Origin of the sequence: Erysipelothrix sp. strain 2 (EsS2-7-Brazil) (assembly GCF_016617655.1) — a bacterium.
GTDB classification, from domain to species: Bacteria; Bacillota_I; Bacilli_A; order Erysipelotrichales; family Erysipelotrichaceae; genus Erysipelothrix; species Erysipelothrix piscisicarius.
Genome location: NZ_SCFT01000004.1, coordinates 793 through 3,594 on the forward strand (window position 1 = coordinate 793; position 2,802 = coordinate 3,594).

Here is a 2,802-nt window from a genome sequence, read left to right on the forward strand (position 1 = left end):
TGGACTCCACCCCTTAAATTGGTATCCTACACGACTCAAGTTTCCAACATATTTAGGTGTGGCACTTCCTTTTTCCAGTTCTTGATAAACTTGGTCTTTAAAACTGTTTTCATCCTGAATTCCATCTTTATATGTAACATTGTATGTTTTTTTATATATTGGATTGGCTTCCCACTGTGCTACATAAATAGCATCCTCTGTCACCGTTTCAGAGATCGATGGACTCCACCCCTTAAATTGGTATCCTACACGACTCAAGTTTCCAACATATTTAGGTGTGGCACTTCCTTTTTCCAGTTCTTGATAAACTTGGTCTTTAAAACTGTTTTCATCCTGAATTCCATCTGAATAGATTACTTTGAACATTTCAATTTCATCTGTCGGCATATCGCTATAAATGAATGTTCGTCCATAACTTTGATTATGTTGATCCTTTAAAGTTACTTCAATAAAGTCTTCATTAAAGTTTATATTCTCTAATTCTTCGTGTTTAAACTCAACAATATTTTTTTCCTTATTATATGTTCCAACAGAGAGGTCTGTTAATTTGAAATGAAACTGTTTGCTTGAATTCTCTAAACTAGTTGGAATAACAAACTGATTTAAATCGATATAATAATTATCAAAACCTTTTTCTAATTGAAGTACGACCTTGTTACGATCCATATCATAGTACATACAGCTTTCACCACAAAGTGTTAAAAGCGATAAATCTAAAATTCCGTTACCTTCCTGTTTATCAAAGTATTCATTACTTAAATCAAGACTTTCTAGTTGATCAAAAGCGGTAATACCGTTCATACTCTTCAAAGCATTTTGTGTTACTTTTATGTTTTTAACTTTAGAGAACACACCCAAACCTTCAAAACTTGTTAAATTATTTCCATGTAAATTTAAATTTTCAACATTCGGATTTACCTGGTTAAGCTTCTTAAAATGATCGTTGCTTAGATCCATCATTCTAAGGTCTATGTATTTCAAAGTTTTTACATCAACAATCGGTTTCAGTGCATTTGGATTTTGAATAAATGAAGACGAATAGTTGTATCCTAGAGATATTAAGGTTAGTTGTGTTAATAGTTCAATACCTGAAATGCTCTCAATTGGTGATTCGACAACCATTAAACTTTCAAGATTTTTAAAATTTTCAACACCTTCAAAATTCTTAAGATTCTGTTTTCTCAAATATATACTTTCCAAATTTCGAAGATTTGAAATCTCAAGAAACGACTCCATATCCTCTAATTCTCCTATTGCTGGATTAAATGTAGTTAAAGTATCAAGTTGCGCCAAAGTAACACTGCTGGTACGTGATACAGACAATTTATCTGCAACGAACTGTGCAATAGAAGGTCTTGTGAACCATTCATCAAGGCTCTTTCCCTCATCTGCAAAAGCAAAAACTGGGGAAATTAACAGACAAAGTGACAGTGTAAATATGAATATCCTATTCCGTTTTCTCATGGTTTTCTCCTTGTTTATGTCATTCTATATGATCGTAGCATTAGCTCACAAAACACTTAAGTTTTGTAAATACTTTATGATTGAGTCCATAAATTATGTAATAAAACGTTTTTCAAAATCTAACTTAACATTTTCGACATGATACAGATCTTTTTCTGTGAGAAAATTATGAGACTCTTATATAAATTTAAAATGGATAATACTTTTTATATCGAATCAAATGATCCAGTATTGTGAAAGTTAATTTAGAAATTATAAGAATAAGAGCATTACCATGATTCTATCCAACAATGAACTTCACTTGGTAATGCTCCTGAAAGATTAGCTTATAGCTAATTCAAAATATAAATCGAAATATTTAACCGATACCCAAAAATCTGGGTAATATATGGTTTCTATGATTAAACTACACTTAACTACACTTAGTAATATTTAAAATCAACTAATGATTATATCTATTTTTCATAATTTGTATTACGAAGAATAACATACCAACTAAGCTTGTTAATATTCCATACAATACCACTTTGCTTGAAGTAATTCCTGCATTTGGTAAAATAGGTGCAAATTTTGTTAATTTCTTTATAATCTGTTCCAATTCTTTAATTGAACGATTTAATGCTTTGTTAATTTCTTGAACAGTTTGACCCAATTCAATTGAATTAAGTCCCTCTTTCAATACTTTATCAACTTCCGCTTTTGCTTTTAATTTCTCTTCTTGTGAAAGACCCGGAAGTGCATCAATCGCTTGCTTCGTTTCCTCTGCTTTTGCCTCTAATTCTTTTTTGGCTTTATTTTTGGCATCTTGCAATGTGCTTTGATCAACGACTTCTTTTACAGTTGTATCTGTTGTATTTTTCGCTTCCTCTACATCTTTAGGTGTAGTAGCCTGATCAATGGCATCTTTACCTTCTTTTGTTTTTTGATCTATCGCTTCTTTTGCAGTTTGCTTTTCTTCTTCCGTTAAATTTGGTAACTTATCGATTTCTTTTTTCGCATCTTCTGCTTTCTTGTCAAGATCTGATTTTGCTTTGTTCTTCGTATCAAGAAGTGTACTTTCATCGATTATCTTGTTATTGCCTTTGTCTGTTGCATCAATCACCTTATCAATTTCTTTAGGTGTAGTAGCTTGATCAATGGCATCTTTACCTTCTTTTGTTTTTTGATCTATCGCTTCTTTTGCAGTTTGCTTTTCTTCTTCCGTTAAATTCGGTAACTTATCGATTTCTTTTTTCGCATCTTCTGCTTTCTTGTCAAGATCTGATTTTGAATCTTCTTTTAGTTTATCCAAATTACCGGTATTTATTGCTTCATATTTTGATTCAATTGCATCGAGCT

Annotated in this window: 2 protein-coding genes; both read right to left on the minus strand. The window is 31.5% G+C overall.

The window, feature by feature from the left end; all coding sequences use genetic code 11:
- The coding region (locus EPJ90_RS02680) for a leucine-rich repeat domain-containing protein (protein ID WP_161637586.1) at positions 1–1,464 on the minus strand (1,464 nt) is incomplete at its 3' end.
- 442 nt (positions 1,465–1,906) lie between these two features.
- Positions 1,907–2,802 (minus strand): DUF1542 domain-containing protein (locus tag EPJ90_RS02685; RefSeq protein ID WP_200542538.1); only part of this gene is annotated, 896 nt, incomplete at its 5' end.